This is a genomic window from Coprococcus comes ATCC 27758, from assembly GCF_025149785.1.
GTDB lineage: Bacteria > Bacillota > Clostridia > Lachnospirales > Lachnospiraceae > Allocoprococcus > Allocoprococcus comes.
Genome location: NZ_CP102277.1, coordinates 1,719,679 through 1,738,115, shown reverse-complemented (window position 1 = coordinate 1,738,115; position 18,437 = coordinate 1,719,679). Strand labels below are relative to the sequence as shown.

At 42.9% G+C, this 18,437-nt stretch carries 20 protein-coding genes and 2 pseudogenes; 20 read left to right on the top strand and 2 right to left on the bottom strand.

Translation table 11 applies throughout. The annotated features are described in order from the left end of the window. Nucleotides 1-16: 16 nt before the first annotated feature. The 13 genes and pseudogenes from tet(O) to NQ556_RS08565 form a co-directional block, all read left to right on the top strand. Nucleotides 17-1,936: a tetracycline resistance ribosomal protection protein Tet(O) gene (tet(O), locus tag NQ556_RS08630; protein WP_002596250.1), complete on the top strand. Its 1,920-nt coding sequence runs from the start codon at nucleotides 17-19 to the stop codon at nucleotides 1,934-1,936. 51 nt (nucleotides 1,937-1,987) lie between these two features. Next, nucleotides 1,988-2,161 carry a cysteine-rich KTR domain-containing protein gene (locus NQ556_RS08625; RefSeq protein ID WP_008724758.1) on the top strand — a complete coding sequence of 58 codons (174 nt, stop codon included), beginning with the start codon at nucleotides 1,988-1,990 and terminating at the stop codon, nucleotides 2,159-2,161. A 490-nt stretch (nucleotides 2,162-2,651) separates the two neighbouring features. After that, on the top strand, nucleotides 2,652-3,161 hold the full coding sequence (locus NQ556_RS08620) for a sigma-70 family RNA polymerase sigma factor (RefSeq protein WP_002596252.1): 510 nt from the start codon (nucleotides 2,652-2,654) through the stop codon (nucleotides 3,159-3,161). Nucleotides 3,162-3,256: 95 nt separating this feature from the next. After that, nucleotides 3,257-3,688: an RNA polymerase sigma factor gene (locus NQ556_RS08615; RefSeq protein ID WP_002596253.1), complete on the top strand. Its 432-nt coding sequence runs from the start codon at nucleotides 3,257-3,259 to the stop codon at nucleotides 3,686-3,688. A 76-nt stretch (nucleotides 3,689-3,764) separates the two neighbouring features. Then, nucleotides 3,765-4,238, top strand: coding sequence for an RNA polymerase sigma factor (locus NQ556_RS08610; RefSeq protein ID WP_002596254.1), 474 nt, complete (start codon nucleotides 3,765-3,767; stop codon nucleotides 4,236-4,238). A gap of 155 nt (nucleotides 4,239-4,393) precedes the next feature. After that, nucleotides 4,394-5,425, top strand: coding sequence for an AAA family ATPase (locus NQ556_RS08605; RefSeq protein WP_002596255.1), 1,032 nt, complete (start codon nucleotides 4,394-4,396; stop codon nucleotides 5,423-5,425). Nucleotides 5,426-5,755: 330 nt separating this feature from the next. Then, nucleotides 5,756-5,935, top strand: coding sequence for a hypothetical protein (locus tag NQ556_RS08600; protein ID WP_004613323.1), 180 nt, complete (start codon nucleotides 5,756-5,758; stop codon nucleotides 5,933-5,935). 6 nt (nucleotides 5,936-5,941) lie between these two features. Beyond that, on the top strand, nucleotides 5,942-6,907 hold the full coding sequence (mobV, locus tag NQ556_RS08595) for a MobV family relaxase (RefSeq protein WP_002596256.1): 966 nt from the start codon (nucleotides 5,942-5,944) through the stop codon (nucleotides 6,905-6,907). A gap of 8 nt (nucleotides 6,908-6,915) precedes the next feature. Further along, nucleotides 6,916-7,770, top strand: a complete 855-nt coding sequence (locus NQ556_RS08590) for a ParB/RepB/Spo0J family partition protein (RefSeq protein WP_002596257.1) — start codon at nucleotides 6,916-6,918, stop codon at nucleotides 7,768-7,770. 45 nt (nucleotides 7,771-7,815) lie between these two features. Then, complete coding sequence (locus NQ556_RS08585) at nucleotides 7,816-8,046, top strand: YdbC family protein (RefSeq protein WP_002596258.1); 231 nt, start codon at nucleotides 7,816-7,818, stop codon at nucleotides 8,044-8,046. 70 nt (nucleotides 8,047-8,116) lie between these two features. Beyond that, nucleotides 8,117-8,308 (top strand): hypothetical protein, encoded by a 192-nt coding sequence (locus NQ556_RS08580; protein ID WP_002596259.1) that lies wholly within the window; start codon nucleotides 8,117-8,119, stop codon nucleotides 8,306-8,308. 54 nt (nucleotides 8,309-8,362) lie between these two features. After that, complete coding sequence (locus NQ556_RS16845; protein WP_204575967.1) at nucleotides 8,363-10,651, top strand: phospholipase D-like domain-containing protein; 2,289 nt, start codon at nucleotides 8,363-8,365, stop codon at nucleotides 10,649-10,651. 160 nt (nucleotides 10,652-10,811) lie between these two features. Next, nucleotides 10,812-11,093, top strand: a pseudogene (locus NQ556_RS08565) (CDP-alcohol phosphatidyltransferase family protein); the annotation flags it as partial. Between the two features lie 207 nt (nucleotides 11,094-11,300). On the opposite strand, the gene NQ556_RS08560 reads toward NQ556_RS08565, so the two are convergent. After that, entirely contained in the window at nucleotides 11,301-11,639 is a 339-nt protein-coding gene (locus NQ556_RS08560; RefSeq protein WP_055248539.1) for a hypothetical protein, read from the bottom strand. A 151-nt stretch (nucleotides 11,640-11,790) separates the two neighbouring features. On the opposite strand from NQ556_RS08560, the gene NQ556_RS08555 reads away from it, so the two are divergent. From NQ556_RS08555 to ftsH, 3 genes are read left to right on the top strand one after another with little or no spacing between them, the layout of a single operon-like run. Further along, the gene (locus NQ556_RS08555; RefSeq protein ID WP_008370191.1) at nucleotides 11,791-11,982 is read left to right on the top strand and encodes a phospholipase D-like domain-containing protein; all 192 of its coding nucleotides are present in this window, start codon (nucleotides 11,791-11,793) and stop codon (nucleotides 11,980-11,982) included. A 21-nt stretch (nucleotides 11,983-12,003) separates the two neighbouring features. Continuing rightward, a complete protein-coding gene (gene bsh, locus NQ556_RS08550) occupies nucleotides 12,004-12,993 on the top strand; it encodes a choloylglycine hydrolase (protein WP_005360258.1) in 990 nt (329 codons plus the stop codon). Nucleotides 12,994-13,043: 50 nt separating this feature from the next. Then, nucleotides 13,044-14,858 carry an ATP-dependent zinc metalloprotease FtsH gene (gene ftsH, locus NQ556_RS08545; RefSeq protein WP_204576073.1) on the top strand — a complete coding sequence of 605 codons (1,815 nt, stop codon included), beginning with the start codon at nucleotides 13,044-13,046 and terminating at the stop codon, nucleotides 14,856-14,858. 847 nt (nucleotides 14,859-15,705) lie between these two features. On the opposite strand, the gene NQ556_RS08540 is transcribed toward ftsH, so the two are convergent. Next, nucleotides 15,706-16,104, bottom strand: coding sequence for a hypothetical protein (locus NQ556_RS08540; RefSeq protein ID WP_243257166.1), 399 nt, complete (start codon nucleotides 16,102-16,104; stop codon nucleotides 15,706-15,708). A gap of 158 nt (nucleotides 16,105-16,262) precedes the next feature. Here NQ556_RS08540 and NQ556_RS08535 point away from each other — a divergent pair. The 4 genes and pseudogenes from NQ556_RS08535 to NQ556_RS08525 all read left to right on the top strand — a co-directional run. Continuing rightward, a pseudogene (locus NQ556_RS08535) lies at nucleotides 16,263-16,817 on the top strand (recombinase family protein); the annotation flags it as partial. A gap of 40 nt (nucleotides 16,818-16,857) precedes the next feature. After that, nucleotides 16,858-16,965 (top strand): hypothetical protein, encoded by a 108-nt coding sequence (locus NQ556_RS16840; RefSeq protein WP_416387141.1) that lies wholly within the window; start codon nucleotides 16,858-16,860, stop codon nucleotides 16,963-16,965. A gap of 112 nt (nucleotides 16,966-17,077) precedes the next feature. Next, on the top strand, nucleotides 17,078-18,007 hold the full coding sequence (locus tag NQ556_RS08530) for a tyrosine-type recombinase/integrase (RefSeq protein WP_022221000.1): 930 nt from the start codon (nucleotides 17,078-17,080) through the stop codon (nucleotides 18,005-18,007). Further along, nucleotides 17,998-18,435, top strand: coding sequence for a tyrosine-type recombinase/integrase (locus NQ556_RS08525; RefSeq protein ID WP_022221001.1), 438 nt, complete (start codon nucleotides 17,998-18,000; stop codon nucleotides 18,433-18,435). The genes NQ556_RS08530 and NQ556_RS08525 overlap by 10 nt, the downstream gene beginning before the upstream one ends. Nucleotides 18,436-18,437: the final 2 nt, after the last annotated feature.

Below are 18,437 nucleotides of genomic sequence, written 5' to 3'. Positions count from 1 at the left end.
ATAGGAGGAAAATCACATGAAAATAATTAACTTAGGCATTCTGGCTCACGTTGACGCAGGAAAGACAACATTAACGGAAAGTTTATTGTATACCAGTGGTGCAATTGCAGAACTAGGGAGCGTAGATGAAGGCACAACAAGGACAGATACAATGAATTTGGAGCGTCAAAGGGGAATCACTATCCAGACAGCAGTGACATCTTTTCAGTGGGAGGATGTAAAAGTCAACATTATAGATACGCCAGGCCATATGGATTTTTTGGCGGAAGTATACCGTTCTTTATCCGTATTAGACGGAGCAGTATTATTAGTTTCTGCAAAGGATGGCATACAGGCACAGACCCGTATACTGTTTCATGCACTACAGACAATGAAGATTCCGACAATTTTTTTCATCAATAAAATTGACCAAGAGGGGATTGATTTGCCAATGGTATATCGAGAAATGAAAGCAAAGCTTTCTTCGGAAATTATAGTGAAGCAAAAGGTTGGGCAGCATCCCCATATAAATGTAACGGACAATGACGATATGGAACAGTGGGATGCGGTAATTATGGGAAACGATGAACTATTAGAGAAATATATGTCAGGGAAACCGTTTAAAATGTCAGAACTGGAACAGGAAGAAAACAGGAGATTCCAAAACGGAACGTTATTTCCCGTTTATCACGGAAGCGCTAAAAACAATCTGGGGATTCGGCAGCTTATAGAAGTGATTGCCAGTAAATTTTATTCATCAACGCCTGAAGGTCAATCTGAACTATGCGGGCAGGTTTTTAAGATTGAATATTCAGAGAAAAGGCGGCGTTTTGTTTATGTGCGTATATATAGCGGAACATTGCATTTGAGGGATGTTATTAGAATATCTGAAAAAGAGAAAATAAAAATCACAGAGATGTGTGTTCCGACAAACGGTGAATTATATTCATCCGATACAGCCTGCTCTGGTGATATTGTAATTTTACCAAATGATGTTTTGCAGCTAAACAGTATTTTGGGGAACGGAATACTGTTGCCGCAGAGAAAATTTATTGAAAATCCTCTCCCTATGCTCCAAACAACGATTGCAGTAAAGAAATCTGAACAGCGGGAAATATTGCTTGGGGCACTTACAGAAATTTCAGATGGCGACCCTCTTTTAAAATATTATGTGGATACTACAACGCATGAGATTATACTTTCTTTTTTGGGGAAAGTGCAGATGGAAGTCATTTGTGCCATCCTTGAGGAAAAATATCATGTGGAGGCAGAAATAAAAGAGCCTACTGTTATATATATGGAAAGACCGCTTAGAAAAGCAGAATATACCATCCACATAGAAGTCCCGCCAAATCCTTTCTGGGCTTCTGTCGGGTTGTCCATAGAGCCGCTCCCTATTGGAAGCGGAGTGCAGTATGAAAGCAGAGTTTCACTTGGATATTTAAATCAATCGTTCCAAAATGCGGTTATGGAGGGGGTTCTTTATGGCTGCGAGCAGGGGCTGTATGGATGGAAAGTGACAGACTGTAAAATCTGTTTTGAATATGGATTGTATTATAGTCCTGTAAGTACCCCCGCAGACTTTCGGCTGCTTTCCCCTATCGTATTGGAGCAGGCTTTAAAAAAAGCAGGGACAGAACTATTAGAGCCATATCTCCACTTTGAAATTTATGCACCGCAGGAATATCTCTCACGGGCGTATCATGATGCTCCAAGGTATTGTGCAGATATTGTAAGTACTCAGATAAAGAATGACGAGGTCATTCTGAAAGGAGAAATCCCTGCTAGATGTATTCAAGAATACAGGAACGATTTAACTTATTTCACAAATGGGCAGGGAGTCTGCTTGACAGAGTTAAAAGGATACCAGCCAGCTATTGGTAAATTTATTTGCCAACCCCGCCGCCCGAATAGCCGTATAGATAAGGTTCGGCATATGTTCCACAAGTTAGCTTAACAGCTTGCAAAAGTCATATAAAATGAGATTTGAAAGGATTAGAGACTAATTATGATGAAATGCGAATGGATATTGTGTCCTGTTTGTGGGAACAAAACCCGTAATAAAATTAGGAAGGACACTGTTTTGGAGAATTATCCCCTTTATTGTCCAAAATGCAGACAAGAAAGATTGATTAAAGTTGACAACTTGAAGATAACTGTCATCAAAGAGCCAGACGCTTAAGACGCAGAGCCGATGAAATTGTGGAACAATTCACGAATCATCGGCTCTTTTTGTTTCGTATTTGAAAGAACAAACTCACCAAATAAAAAAAACGATATTCGGGTGGGTTATTTTGTTATACCCTAAATTACCCTCTGAATTTGTTTTTAAATTTGGAGGGATTTTTTTATGTCCTTTTTTCGGGCAGTTATCTATCTGCTCATACGAAGCAAAATTTATCAATACATAGCATATCAGAGAACGGCAGGAAACCAGTTAAAAAAATTTCTGCCTATGCAACGGCACTTCCTGCCTTGAATGTAGAAGTACAATCTCCATACAACAGAATTAATATTTCCCATAACCGTAAAGGTCATAGAGCCTTTGCGGTTTTTCTTTTGTCGATTTTTGTTGGAAAGTGCCATAGGGCTATTAGTGGTGTTAGGTGTCGTTCGCCACCTCTCCATCTGGATTTTGAACATTTCAAAAATTCAGATGGGAGGTACTTACAGTGAAATACGCACCGAGAAAGGTATATATCAAGGAAAGCGGCAGATATGTGGAACTGTCCTATACGGATTTCTGCCGCCGCAGGGAATCCGACCAGACCTATATGGACAAGCTGTTTATCCCCATTCAAGGCTGTCTGCTTGAAGTCGTGAGGGAGCAATACACGGACTTCTACCGAGATAAGGAACGGTGGCGTTATCTGAAAAAATTAGATACGAAGAACAGCCTGCTTTCTCTGGATGGATTTACGGACAGCGAGGGGAAGCCTTTAGACTTTATCGCTGATGAAGCGGCAGACATTGCGGAAACCGTTGTCAATGCGGTTATGGTGGACAGGCTGAAAGCCGCCCTGCCTTTGCTGTCGGATAGTGAACAGGAATTGATACAGGCAATCTTTTTTGACGGACTTTCTGAGCGTGAAGTCGGGGCGAGGTTCGGCATAACCCAGAGCGTTGTGAACAAACGCAAAGCCAGAATCCTAAGAAAACTAAGAAAGATAATAGAAAATTAAAATTTAAGGCGTTCAGCCCCCTTGTTTTTTCCTTTGGGAAAATGAGGGGGTTTTTCTCTGCCCTCTCAATCAATTCTGATTGGAGGAAAAGAAGCATGGCATATAACCACGGACGGGAGGACAGGAAATGGCGTATCTGGAAAGAAGCGGAGGAAAAGCTGCTGCGTGAGTGCGGCGTTGATGAAGCGACCATTGAGCAGATACGCATTGCGGACAGGGCAGACTTCAATTCCAACAGGCGGTTTTACCGATGGACGAATGACATTGCGGAATACCTTGAGGACATGGCAGACAGGGAGCGGCAGACGGAAGTGGGTACGGTTGCGGAGTTACTGGACGAGATTGAGAGCGAAAATCTCTATCAAGTATTAGTCGCGGTGGACGGGCGTACCTTGAAAATCGTCCTGCTGAAAATGCAGGGGTATTCCACAAAGGAGATTGCCCCGCTCGTGCATTTGACGACTGGTGCCATCTATGCGAGGTTAGACCATCTGCGGAAGAAGCTACGAAAATTTTATAGCGTCTAAAACAGCCTGCCGTCCTGCGGGCTACTGGGTGAGGGATGGAAATCCCCTCACTTATTTTTTGCAGGAGGCAAGCGGGATGGCATACAGAGTTAAGGCGTACACGCTTCGGGAGGAATCCACGGAAAGCGGCACAAGGTATTTTATCAGCTTTAAGGACGGGCAGGGCAAATCCCACGAGTTGGAAGTGTCGGAACAGTTCTTTATGGAGTTTCGGCAGATGGAACGCAGGAACAGGAATCTCCTCCAATGGGACGAGCGGCACAGGGAGTTTTCGGAAGTATGGGACGAAACGCTGAACAGGCGGGCGTTGAAGCTGCCTAAGAGCATAGAGGAACAAATGATTGAGGCAGAACGGGCAGAACTGCTCTGTAAGGCGGTTGACGGACTGCCAGAGATACAAAGGCGGCGTTTCCTGCTCTACTACGAGTATGAGTTCAATTTTTACCAAATCGCCGCTATGGAGCATTGCACCGCTTCGGCAATACAGAAATCTGTTGCGATTGCAAAGGAGAAAGTAAAGGCGGAAATGAGGAAGTATCTCCAACCGTGACCGACACCGCCCGAAAAAGAAATCTGTTTTTTATTTGTGTGGGATTGGCGGCATTACATACTCTCACTTTTTCTTCGTGGGAGTAAATCTATTTTTAAGGAGGTCAACGCCTATGTGCAACGAAAACAAAAACACCGCCCGAAAGGAGGAAAGCCATGCAGAAGTTACAGACAGTCAACGCCGAAACGCTCCTTTATGAACCGCTTGAGAAGCCGTCCTTTGTGGTGGACAGCCTTATCCCCACAGGCTTGTCGCTGTTCTGCGGCTCACAGAAGATAGGAAAGAGCTGGCTCATGCTGAAGCTATGTTTATGCGTGTCGCAGGGACTTCCCTTGTGGGATATGCCGACAATGGAGGGCGACGTGCTTTACCTCTGCCTTGAGGACACGTTCTGCCGTATACAGGACAGGCTGTTCCGATTGACGAACGAAGCGAGCAGGCGGCTTCACTTTGCCGTGGCAAGCTGCAAGCTGTCAGACGGTCTTATCGTGCAGCTTGAAGATTATCTGAAAGATTACCCAAACAGCAGGCTTATTGTCATTGACACTTTGCAGAAAGTCCGTACAGCTTCAAAAGACAATGCCTACGCAAGCGACTATGGGGACATCTCACTAATCAAAGACTTTGCCGACAGGCATTCATTGGCGGTCATTGTCGTACACCACATCCGAAAGCAGAATGACAGCGATGTGTTCAACAAGGTGTCTGGGACGACAGGCTTAACGGGGAGTGCGGACGCTACCTTTGTTCTGGAAAAGGAGAAACGGGCATCCGACACCGCCAAGCTGTATGTGACGGGCAGGGACACGCCCTATCAGGAATACACGCTGCGTTTCCGTGATTGCAGTTGGGAACTTGTGGAGAGAAAAACGCAGGAGCAGCTTGCGAAAGAAACGATACCAGACGTCCTTTTTCGGTTGGTGGATTTTATGAGGGATAAGGAAGAATGGGCAGGCACGGCAACGGAGCTGTTAGCCGCTATGAGGGAAACGGAAACCATACCCACGGTGATTACGAAATGGCTCAATGAATACCGCACCACATTTTTAAATGAGAACCATATCGTTTATCAGTACAGCCGCAAAAAACACGGCAGGCAGATTTCGCTTGCAAAGCGGGCGGGTGACAGCGGTGACGGTGGTGACAGCGATATTGGGATACCCCCTGTTACTGTCATTGACGCTTAAAGCCGTGTAAAGCTGGCGACTCTGCCCTGCGGGTGACAGCGGTGACGGCGGTGACAGTGATTTTAGGATACCCTGCCGCTGTCATCCCTGCGGGAGAACACCCCGTAAACGCAAAGTGCAGGCGTAGGATTTACCCGCCCTTTTCGGCGTGTAAAACCACCCCTGCGGTCAGAAAAATCCTTCCGATTTTTCCGACTGCGTTTACAGGGTGTAACACACTACACTTTGCCCTGCAAAGTCGTGTGCCAGACGTTCCCTCTGGACTCCCTTATGGCAGGTCTTACGCCCTGCTTATCCTACGCTCCACGCTTCGGATAAAAGAATGGCAGCATGACGGTGACGGCTCTTGCGAGGGGGTATTCCAAAAACACCGTCATCATCGACATGACCGTCATGCAGGGAATAAGGGTGACAGTTGAGGCAGTCGGTAGGGGGTATCCCAAAACTGCTGTCACCGCCGTCACCGCTGTCACCCAAAGGGCAGTTTACCCGCCGAAGAAAGGAAGATGATGAATTATGCCCTATGCAATCCTGCGTTTCCAGAAACGCAAAGCGGGCGGCGTTGCGGCTTGCGAACGCCACAACGAGCGTAAAAAAGAAGCCTATAAAAGCAATCCAGATATAGATATGGAACGCTCGAAAGATAACTACCATCTTGTGAATCCGCCGAGGTACACCTACAAGAAAGAGATTAACCGCATGGTAGCCGAAGCAGGGTGCAGGACGAGGAAAGATAGCGTGATGATGGTGGAAACGCTTATCACGGCTTCGCCAGAATTTATGAACAGCCTGCCGCCCAAAGAACAGAAAGCGTATTTTACGATGGCTCTGGATTTCATTTCAGAGCGTGTCGGGGAGAAAAATATCCTCTCCGCAGTCGTCCACATGGACGAGAGAACGCCGCATATGCACCTCTGTTTTGTGCCGATTACACCAGACAATAAGCTGTCTGCCAAAACAATTTTAGGCAATCAAAAGAGCCTGTCCGAATGGCAGACCGCCTACCATGAGCGGATGTCCTCACGGTGGAATCAGCTTGAAAGAGGTCAGTCCTCAATGGAAACGAAGCGGAAACATGTCCCCACATGGCTCTATAAGTTGGGCGGCAGGCTTGATAAACAGTATGAGGAAATTGTGTCTGCACTGTCCGACATCAACGCCTTTAATGCAGGGAAGAAGCGTGACAAGGCTCTGGAACTGATTGCGGCATGGCTCCCAGACGTGGAGAAATTCTCAAAGGAAATCAGTAAGCAGAGTGCCTATATCAATAGCCTAAAGGAGCAAATCGGGCAGGAATCAGACTATGCGGGGCGTATGCGTGATGAAAAGTATGAGCAGGAACTAAAGGTGCAGAAAGCGAACCAGAAGATATTTGAGTTGCAGAGAACCAACGAGCAGATGGGGCGGCTGCTCTCAAAGATACCGCCCGAAGTGTTGGAAGAATTGCAGAAAAACCATAAAAGCAGAGCGAAAGAAAGGTAGATATGTGAATGAAGAAACAGGATTTTAAGGTGTTAAAGACCAAAGACTTGTACCCGTTTCCCGACAATCCGTTTCATGTGGCAGAGGATGAAACGCTGTCAGAATTAGCGGAAAGCATCAAGGAATTTGGCATTGTCACGCCGATAATCACACGCCCGAAAGAGGACGGGAACGGCTATGAAGTGATTGCAGGGCAGCGGCGTGTCCGTGCGTCTGAACTTGCAGGGATAAATACCGTGCCTGCGTTTGTCCTGCCCTTAGACCGTGACCGAGCCATCATCACCCTTGTAGACAGTAATTTACAGCGTGAGAATATCCTGCCATCAGAGCGGGCGTTTGCCTACAAGATGAAATCCGAAGCCATGAAGCGGCAGGGTTTCCGCACAGACTTAACCTCGTCACAAGTTGTGACGAAGTTGCGGACGGACGACAAGGTGGCACAGGGCTTCGGCGTAGGCAGGATGACCGTACAAAGATTTATCCGTTTGACGGAACTGATACCGCCGATTTTGCGGATGGTGGACGAGGGGAAAATCGCCCTCACGCCTGCGGTGGAACTGTCCTTTTTGAAGAAAGACGAGCAGGAAAACCTCTTTGCCACGATGGAGAGCGAAGAAGCAACGCCCTCACTCTCACAGGCACAGCGGATGAAAAGCCTAAGCCAGAGCGGGCGGCTTGACATGGATACGATATTTGCAATTATGACGGAGGAAAAGGGAAACCAGAAAGAAACCTTGAAAATCAACACAAGCAAGCTGAAAAAGTATTTTCCGAAGAACACAACGCCGAAGCAGATGGAGGAAACCATCATTAAACTTTTGGAGCGTGAATTGCAGAGGAAACGGGGCAGGGACAGCCGCTAATCTTCTCTTTTCGGGAGGTAAATGCAGAAAATTGAGGTATGAAGAATGAAAGAAATCCAGTATGAGATTGTAAAGGAAATCGCCGTATTGTCTAAGGGCGACAGCGGCTACACAAAAGAAATCAATCTTATCTCATGGAACGGAAGAGAGCCGAAATATGACATCCGCAGCTTTTCCCCGAACCGTGAGAAGTGCGGAAAGGGTATCACGTTGAACGCTGATGAAGCAGCAGCACTCCTTGAAGCATTACAGAAAGAAGTAAACAGCGGGGATTGATGGTATCTGATTGACAGGGCGGGGCGTTTCCAGACGTTCTCCTGCCCTGTCTGGAAAGGAAGATTTAAGTATGGGCGAGGATAAGAAAGCAGATAAAAAGAGAAAGCGTATCGTGCCGAAAGCACCAGTTCAGATGATAATCAGCCGTGAATATGTCGGCACGCAGACAGTCACAGAAGCGTTTATCCCGATTATTTCCGAGGATATTCGGAAGAAGATTGCCGAGGGCGACACCTTCGACAATGAGGGGCTGTCCGCTTAGAATGTACGCAATGGAACATGAAAACAGATAGGACAGATATGGAGGTTTTACAGTATGGCAGGAATAAGAATGGAGAACAAGATTTATGAAGTCGGCATGTACTGCCGCTTGTCAAAAGACGATGGCACGGATAACGAGAGTGCGAGCATTGCGACACAGAAATCCATCCTCACGGATTATGTGAAAAAGCAGGGATGGCACTTAGCAAAAACGTATGTGGACGACGGTTACTCTGGTACAAATTTCCAAAGACCAAGTTTCCAGAACATGATTAAGGACATTGAAAGCGGTCTGATAAACTGCGTTATCACGAAAGATTTATCTCGTCTGGGGAGGAACTATCTTGATTGCGGACTGTATCTGGAAGTGTTTTTCCCAGAGCATAATGTGAGGTATATAGCGGTCAATGACGGCGTGGACACGCTCAATAAATCCGCTATGGACATCACGCCTTTCCGCAACATCCTAAACGAAATGTATTCCGCCGATGTGTCGGTCAAGATAAAATCGGCGTACCGAGCGAGGTTTCAGCAGGGGAAATTCATGGGGACGACAGCACCATACGGTTACGTCAAAGACCCCGCCGACCACAACCATCTGCTGATAGATGACAAAGTTGCCCATGTGGTAAGGGAAATATTTGACCTTGCGTTAGCGGGCAACGGAATCGCCAAAATCCGCAAGCACATCAACAAACAGCATATCTTACGCCCCGCCGCTTATGCGGCGGAGCAGGGGGCAACAGGCTATGAGAGGTATTTTGAGGAGAATGAGGAGAACCGTTATATTTGGAGCGAGAACAGCGTAAGGGGCATTTTAAGAAGCCCGATATATGCGGGAAACCTTGCAGGCTACAAGCGGATTGCCGCCAACATGAAAAGCAAGAAACGCCCCTCTAAGCTGCCCGAAGAATGGGAAGTGATACCAGACACCCATGAGGGGATAGTCACGCAGGAGGAATTTGATACCGTACAGCAGCTTATTACAAGCCGCAGATTACCAGAAAACAAGGGCGGCTTTGAGAACATCTTTGCAGGCGTTATTAAGTGTGCGGACTGCGGCTATGCGATGCGGGCTATGAGTGCCAACAGGAGGAAACGCCCCGACATCATCGACTGCGTACAATATTCCTGCAATAATTATGGCAGATACGGTAATATCATGTGTACCGCACACAGCATTGAAGCGAGGGACTTGTTCAACGCTGTCCTCACCGACATCAACCGATTTGCGGATATGGCAGTCAATGATGAAAAGGCAGTGAGGGCGATTGAAAAGCGGCTCACGGAAACAGACCAGAGCAAGGCAAAGGCACTGGAAAAGGAGCAAAGAAAACTGAACAAACGCCTTGCAGAACTGGACAGGCTGTTTTCCTCACTCTATGAAGATAAGGTGATGGAGCGTATTACCGAGCGGAATTTTGAGATGATGGGTTCTATAGGCTTTATTAATACAGATTTTGTGAAAAAAATGGAGCGAATAGGAATTCATTGCCGTGTATTCAATCCGTTTATGCCAGGTTTAAATCTGTTTTTGAACAACCGTGATCATAGAAAAATAACAGTTATTGATGGAAAAGTCGGATTTACAGGTGGATATAATCTCGCAAATGAATATTTTAATTACACACACCCGTACGGACAGTGGAAAGATACAGGTATTCGTTTAGAAGGAGATGCTGTTCAGTCGCTTACGGTGACATTTTTGGAGATGTGGAATGCAGTAAGTGATAAGGATGCTAATGATTCTGATTTTAGTAAATACCTTTTCCATTATGATTATGCGGCACAGCAAACTGGGTTTGTTCAACCTTATGCAGACAGTCCTATGGATAATGAGCAGGTAGGAGAAGAAGTTTATATCAGTATGATAAATAAAGCTGAAAAATACTGTTGGTTTATGACTCCATATCTAATCATAACAGATGAAATGACACATGCGTTATGCCTGGCTGCTAAGCGAGGGGTAGATGTAAGAATTATCACACCGGGTATCCCTGATAAGAAGTTCATTTATAATATAACTCGTTCTTTTTATCATGGATTAGTTAAACATGGTGTTCGTGTTTATGAGTGGACTCCTGGTTTCTGTCATGCAAAAATGAGTGTGGCAGATGATTGTATGGCAACCTGTGGAACAATTAATCTGGATTATCGAAGTTTATATCACCATTTTGAAAACGGCTGTTTTATGGCAGATTGTCAGGCAGTTGTGGAAATAAAAAATGATTTGATAAGAACGATGGGAGAATGTCGTGATGTGACAGACCAATATCAAACCGGACGAAGTGCATATTTGCGACTGGGACAATTATTTATGAGATTATTTGCTGGATTGCTATAAGAATCTGATGAAACGACCTTTCAAAAAACAGTTGATTTAGAAGTTAACTGTTTTTGAAAGGCCGTTTTTGTTATATCTAACAGTCTGTTGTACAAAGAAGATTTTGCATGGATGAAAAAACAAACCTTGTTGAGGTTAAATTGAGTTTTCCATTGTATTGTATGTGTTTCTTTTAATCGTAATAATGGCAGGTAAGGAGCTGTATATGGTAGTCAGTGGATGTCTTGTGATACGAAAGACAGGAAAAGTACATGGTGCAGACTGGCATGGAAAGATAGTAACCTTTTTATTATATGGAACTGCAGCGGTGCATATTATATGGTTCCACATTACACCGATGGTATCAGATCTGTTGATTGGTTTGTGCGCTATAATGATGGTCATATCGGTCGCTCTGTATATTATCCAGAATACCAGGACTCTTAAGGGAGAGACTGTATAAGCAATTTTATATTGCAATGACTAGAAAAATATTTAGGAGAAGATAGATATAAACAGTAAGTCAAACACACAAACTATGGAGTCTTTAGTCGGTTTAATAAAATTTTAGATAGAAAATAAATCATTCAATGTCATTTAGATAAGGTTTTTTATGACAAAAAGACAGATTGCATATCTGCCTCATAATGCAGTATAATAGTAACGAGATTTATGTAACCCGATACATGAAATCCCTATTTCTCTTTGGACTGAGGTGGATAGGATATTTTCGATTGTACCTGACAGGTGTCAGATACTTTTGTATGAGAAGCATGGTCTCTGTTTCATCACCGCCGTGTTTGAGATATGCCCTGCATATGTTTACTGCATTTGAAACGGATTTACTCTGCATCTGGAGCATAAACTGAATATACTCGCGGAAAGAAAGTTTGCGGTTCCTGGTAAAATCACTTTCCGGATTACGGCAGAACATGGAGTGAATTTCATCGAGTTCTGTGATGCAGTTGTCGAGTGTGGATTTTAAATTAGATAAGAAAAAATCAGCCATAATGAGCCTCCTTGAAATATGTTTATAATCAAGGCTTGCGCAACATATATTGGCTTACTTGTCAACTGTTTTTTGTAATATTTTTAAAGTTTTTAGGCATAAAAACAGTGGCTTTCTATGACAGAAAACCACTAAAATGATGCTTAACTGAATGGCATTGCTTTATAATCACTTTGAAAATGGATGTTTTATGGCGGATAGTCAGACAGTTTTGGATATAAGAGATGATCTTGGAGCAACAATGAATGAATGTAGGGAAGTGACCGAAAAGTACCGCACAGGACGGAGTGCATATTTACGGATCGGACAGTTGTTTATGAGATTGTTTGCAGGACTATTATAGCAGAAAGAAGAGGTGTTCGATATGTGTACAGCAGCAACTTACAAAACAAAAGATTTTTATATGGGTAGAACGCTTGATTATGAATTTTCCTATGGGGAACAGATTACGATAACGCCAAGAAATTACGAATTTGATTTCCGGTTTGCCGGGAAGATAAAAAGCCATTATGCTTTGATCGGAATGGCATTTGTTGCAGGAGGTTATCCGCTTTATTATGATGCTGTTAATGAAAAAGGCCTTGGAATGGCAGGTCTTAATTTTGTCGGCAATGCGGCATATGAAGAGGCTTTGCCGGAAGATGAAACAGAAGTCAGCCAGGTGGCACAGTTCGAGTTCATCCCATGGATCCTTACACAGTGTGCTACTGTAGCAGAGGCGAGAGAGAAGCTGGCAGCAATGAGACTGACAGGCACAGCATTCAGTGAACAGCTGCCGACAGCACAGCTTCACTGGATCATTGCAGACAAAGACGCCTGTATCGTTGTTGAGTCTATGAAGGATGGGCTGCATGTATATGATAATCCGGTAGGAGTGCTTACCAATAATCCACCATTCCTGGGTCAGATGTTTGCACTGAATAATTATGCCGGAGTATCCAGAAAACAGCCGGAGAGTACTTTTGCAGGAGTATTACAGCTTGATGCATATAGCAGAGGAATGGGTGGAATGGGAATACCTGGAGATCTTTCCAGCCAGTCAAGATTTGTGAAAGTTGCCTTTACAAAATTAAATTCGATCTCCGGTGAAGAAGAGGGTGAGAGTGTAAGCCAGTTCTTCCATATCTTAGGATCTGTAGATCAGCAGCGTGGATGTTGTGAGGTGACAGAAGGCAAATATGAGATCACGATATACACGTCCTGTTGTAATACAGCAAAAGGTATTTATTATTATACGACTTATGATAATCATCAGATCACAGCGGTTGACATGCATGCGGAAAATCTGGATTCAGATCAGCTGATCTGTTATCCGCTTCTGTCCAAGGGCGAAGTCAGATGGCAGAATAAATAATACGAAAATGCACGGAGAAAGCATATCGCAGAACAACAGGAGGAAAGACCATGAAAGAAGTTAAAACACCGAAAAAACCACTGGCATATTATTATGGGATTGTGTTAATAGTGCTGATTGTATTTAATCTGGTTGTCGCACCAATCCTTATGGAGCATCAGGTAAAGGAAACGGATTATGGAACTTTTATGAGCATGATCGAGAAGAAGAATATCGGTGAAGTAGAAGTTAAGGACAATCAGATCATCTTTACAGATAAAGATCAAAAAAATATTTATAAAACAGGTCTGATGAACGATCCGAACCTGACGGACAGGCTATATGAATGTGGAGCAGTATTCGCAAAAGATATCGATAAGCAGATGTCACCGATCATCAGCTTCCTGCTGACCGGGGTTTTGCCATTGATCCTTTTTATCGCACTGGGAAATTATATGGCGAAGAAACTGATGGAGCATGCCGGAGGAAAAAATTCGATGGCTTTTGGAATGGGAAAAAGCAATGCGAAGATTTATGTGCAATCCAGTGAGGGAATCCGTTTTTCAGACGTTGCAGGAGAAGATGAGGCGAAAGAAAACCTTTCAGAGATCGTTGATTATCTTCACAATCCGAAGAAGTATACCGATGTAGGTGCGTCTATGCCAAAAGGTGTCCTTCTTGTAGGACCTCCGGGAACTGGTAAAACAATGCTTGCAAAAGCAGTTGCGGGTGAATCAAATGTACCATTTTTCTCAATGTCCGGATCAGAATTCGTAGAGATGTTTGTCGGTATGGGAGCTTCCAAGGTTCGAGATCTTTTCAAACAGGCAAAGGAAAAGGCACCATGTATCGTGTTTATTGATGAAATTGATGCCATTGGTAAAAAGCGTGACGGACAAATGGGCGGAAATGATGAGAGGGAGCAGACCTTAAATCAGCTTCTTACAGAGATGGATGGATTTGAAGGAAATAATGGTGTCATCATTCTTGCTGCAACGAACCGTCCGGAGTCGTTAGATCCGGCACTTACACGTCCGGGACGTTTTGACAGGCGTGTGCCGGTTGAACTGCCGGATCTTGCAGGCCGTGAAGCAATTTTAAAGGTTCATGCAAAGAAGATAAAAGCATCTGATGATGTTGACCTGCATACGATTGCACGTATGGCATCCGGTGCATCCGGTGCGGAGCTTGCCAATATTATAAATGAAGCAGCATTACGTGCTGTCCGTAGTGGAAGAACCGTTGTAAATGAATCTGATCTCGAAGAAAGTATAGAAGTGGTTATTGCAGGATATCAGAAGAAGAATGCGGTTCTTTCAGATCAGGAGAAGAAGGTTGTTGCATATCATGAGATAGGACACGCTCTGGTAGCTGCATTGCAGAGTCATTCAGCACCGGTCCAGAAGATTACGATCATCCCGCGTACCTCAGGTGCACTCGGCTACACTATGCAGGTTGAGCAGGGTGATAAATATCTGATGACGAAAAAAGAACTTGAGAATAAGATTGTTACATTTACAGGCGGACGTGCGGCAGAGGAGATCGTATTTGGTGAGATCACGACAGGAGCCTCCAATGATATCGAACAGGCAACAAAAATTGCAAGAGCGATGATCACCCGCTACGGCATGACAGATGAATTCGACATGGTGGCAATGGAAACCGTGACCAACCAGTATCTTGGCGGCGATACGTCTCTTTCCTGTTCCACAGATACCCAGAAGGAAATTGATGAAAAAGTCGTGCAGCTCGTAAAAGCAGAGCATGAAAAAGCAAGAAAAATCCTTTCCGAAAACAGGGAAAAACTGGACGAACTGGCTATGTACCTGTATGAGAAGGAAACAATTACAGGTGACGAATTTATGGATATTTTAGACAGAAAATAATGTAGTTAATTAGATAATCAATGTCATTTAGATAAGGTTTTTTATGATGAAAACAGTATATCATATGCGTTCATGCATTGAAAATACTGTTCAGTTAAGAAATGCTGTATTTTTTAGGTGCACTAATGCGTAGAAAGCAGGTGTATGATGAGTTCAAATCATTTTTTGTGTATGACAAAAAGACAGATTGCATATCTGCCTCATAACGCAGTATAATGGTAACGAGATTTATGCAACCCGATACATGAAATCCCTATTTCTCTTTGGACTGAGGTGGATAGGATATTTTCGATTGTACCTGACAGGTGTCAGATACTTTTGTATGAGAAGCATGGTCTCTGTTTCATCACCGCCGTGTTTGAGATATGCCCTGCATATGTTTACTGCGGTGGCGAAATTAATTTTATAGACGTGTTTGGTATTTTTAGATGTTTTTACCACAGCGTGAGAAGTCACTAATTCACAGAAATTATACAGAATCATACGAGCATTGATTTCCCCGATTAATACTAAATTGACTACTCCAGCATCACCTATTGATCATATCTTTACTAAAGGATTTATAAAAAATACATGTAGAGTGTCGCAACCAACAGAGTGTTCTGATCGTTTAATTTTATGGGCTGAAGAAAAATAGTTAGTAGTTCTGAAAAATGGAATTATTTTATATAAAGGAGCGGACAAATTCTCATTTACAGGGAGCGGAAGATTGAGCTGGATAAAATACCCAGCTCAATCTTCCACATGGAATACATCTTCCACCAGCATATTAAGGGTGATAGGGTAGAGCAATAAAACAGATTAGATGGAAAGGGAAGAGGCACCGTTACATAGGTACCTCTTCTTTTTAAAGAGTTGGCTCTTTCCCTGATACAGGAATTTGCATCTCCGGAGCATTGAGCAGTGCTGTGAAATTCTGCTGAATGATTTCCAGAGTTTTCAGCTTTTTCTGTAATTCCTGTTTTTCCCGAACAGTAGAAGTCTGTTCAGATTCAAGATTTTCAATCTGCTTCTGGATTTTATTAGAGCTTGGGATTTTGGTAACACCGAGATCCTGAAGCTCTTTTTTTAGTGAATCGTGGAGCTGGTATTCTGCCTGATGTTTGATCCGGTATGCTTTGGGATTTTTAGCAGATTTGCAATCTTCAATCACTTTTCGGCAGAGACGGTAAGAATCACAGTGTTTTTGAATGATTTTCTGTGTGCTCAGCTTACTGTTGATTTGCGTTATTCTTTGATCAGCCACTTTAACAGAAGCATCAACATCAGAAACATGTTGTTGGAAATCTTCATAATTCAGCAGGTTATTTTCGGAAAGATAGTTGAAGGTGCGGGCTGCTTCTTTTAGATTATTTAGTTTTGCCCAACGTTCAAATCCTTCTCGATTACCGGTTGTAACATACGTGCCGTGACATTTCTATTAAGATCAGGAGTAATCTTGAGATTAAGAGGGAAAAAGGGGAATGCGTGACTCCGTTTGTAGCATTTGGATACAGGAAGACAAAGACAGATAAGCATAAATTAGAGATTGACCCATCTGCAGGCAGTGTAGTACAGGATATTTTTAAGATGAAGCTACGGGGAATGAGTCAGGATGCGATCGCTAATCGTTTAAATGAACTGGGTATTCTTTCACCATTTGAATATAAAATCAGCAGCGGCAGTCATTATAAAACTGGCTTCCGGCAGAAAGAGCAGGCACTTTGGAGTTCTGTTACAGTCCGTAGGATACTGGAAAACGAGGTTTATATCGGAAATCTTGTGCAGGGAAAAAGGACAACACCGAACCATAAAGTGAAGCAGACTTATGTGAAACCGGAAGATGACTGGATCCGGATTGAGAAAAATCATGAGCCACTGGTGAGTGACCGTGATTTTGAAATTGTTCAGAGACTTCTGGGCATGGATACACGTACTTCACCTGACCAAAAGCAGGTATCCAAAACTTCTTTTATCAGTAAAAGAAGCCTGCAAGTTAACAGGAGTGTCCGAAAAAACAATGCGTTCTTTAGCTTATGAGCAAAAAATGATGGTGCGAATAGGAAAAAGAACTTTAATTCACAAAAAAAAATTAGAAAAATGGATTGACCATCAAGTGCGGCATTGAGTATTTTATCCTATAGTACCCAAAAAGAGCTTCTTGAAAAGCTCATTAAAATTTGATACTATTAAACGGATGAAGTACCTGTCCATGGGTCAAGGAAAGACAGGTGATCGTCATGGGAAAAGATCTAACAGGCAAAGAATTAGGAAAAGGGTTTACCCAACGAAAAGATGGGCGTTATCAAACACGCATATCCCTTGGAGGAGGAAAGAAACCGATATGCCTATATGGTCATACTTTAAAAGAAGTTAAAAAGAAAAGGGAAAAATTATTAGAAAAAACAAAATACGGATTAGATATAGACACACAAAAAATAACTCTAAATCAGTGGTTTGAAAAATGGATGGAACTCTATATCGTAAATAGGATAAAAAAAACAACAATTCGGAATTATATCGATTCGTATAATCGGTGTATAAAATATATAGGCTATATGAAATTAGCAGATATTCAAATCACGCATGTTCAAAATATGGTTATTGAACTAGCTAACAAAGGCTATAAAAAATCCACTATCCGTTCTACTGTTTCTGTCGTATCCAGCTGTCTTGAAAGAGCTGTAATCGGAAAAATGCTTTTATTCAATCCATGTAGAGGGATTGTTTATCCGGAAATAACGAATAAAAACTTCAAACCGGTTAAAATAGCAGGACAGAATTTGAAACGCATGACAAACGACGAAATCATAAGGTTTTTTGATGTAGCAAGAGATACTCGATATTACGAATTATATATGCTGCTTCTTTTTACAGGAATGCGGATTGGAGAGGCGTGTGCATTGGAATGGAAAGATGTTGACTTTCAAAACAACTATCTCCATGTGTATAAAACAATCAATATTGTCCCTGTTTATTACGATGACAACGGGAACAAACTAGATAGACCTTATTACATCAAGCAAATTACATCTCCAAAAAGAACCGCAAGTATAAGAAAAATCCCTCTATTCAAGGCGGCAGTTGATGCGTTATATAGTTGGCGCGAAAAACAGCTTGCTGACAAAAGAAAGTACAAAAAAAGTGGGGGATTAAAAATTTGTTATTAAATGATTATCCTCAATTGATTTTTACGACACAAGAGGGAAATTGTTTTATGCCGACACAGGCAGAAAAAGAGTGCCGACGGATAACTTCCATAATGAATAATCATGAAAAACAACAGGCACTAACAGAAAATAGGGAATATCATATTTCCAATATTCATCCTCATTTATTCCGCCATACGTTTATTACATTGTGTTATGAATCTCATATGGATCCAGCGTCTATAATGCTTATTTCCGGACATAATGATATTGATATGATGAAACATTATACACATCCGGACTCCGTATTTATTAACAGCGAGTTTAATAAATATACAGGTTATATGCATAATTATTCATTCCGTTCAAATGCAACAATTGATCAGGATTTACAAATTTGGTCAAAAGATGGTCAAATTAGCATACCACAAACGCTGAAACCCTTATAAAA